The organism is Thalassolituus sp. UBA6592 (assembly GCF_002433655.1).
Lineage (GTDB): Bacteria > Pseudomonadota > Gammaproteobacteria > Pseudomonadales > Oceanobacteraceae > Venatoribacter.
This window is the reverse complement of record NZ_DJIO01000139.1, coordinates 7,735-8,299: the sequence shown is the minus strand read 5'-3', so window position 1 is coordinate 8,299 and position 565 is coordinate 7,735. Positions and strand designations below refer to the sequence as shown.

Annotated in this window: 1 pseudogene; it reads right to left on the bottom strand. The window is 53.3% G+C overall.

Annotation, left to right across the window (positions count from 1 at the left end):
- Positions 1–565 (bottom strand): annotated as a pseudogene (locus B2Z72_RS13815) (class I tRNA ligase family protein); the annotation flags it as partial.

The window sequence follows — 565 nt, the reverse complement described above, 5'->3', positions numbered from 1 at the left end:
GCCAGCAATGTGGATAGCTGTGCTTAATGTTTTCTTTTTTCAGCAACGCGCCTTTTTCCGCCAGGATACCCAGTACGCGGAAGTTGCCTTTATCGGCGGTGCTCAGGCCGGATAATTCCAGCGCATCCAGAGTAGGATTGCTGATGAAGTTACCGTCACCACCCACCAGCATTTCGTCAGATTTAACGTCAAAGCGTTTGGATACCACAAAGTCATCCGCACCGTGCATTGGTGCAGTATGAACAGAACCTGTACCGGAATCGGCGGTTACGTGATCACCAGTAATAACAGGCACCAGCTTCACACCACCATCAGCGGCTGGCATAAACGGATGCTGCACTTTAAACGGTGCTTCACTGCCCTCTTCCATCTGACCGAAGGCAGCGCCTTTAGCCGTGGCAACGATTTCGAAGCCAGCTTCAGCAATGCCGTAACGGCTCATGGCATCCGCCACCAGATCCGCCGCCAGCAGCAGAATTTCGTCCTGCTCTTTCAGCAGTACCAGAGAGTAATCCAGCGTTGGATGCACAGAGACGGCTTCGTTAGCCGGCAGTGTCCACGGTGT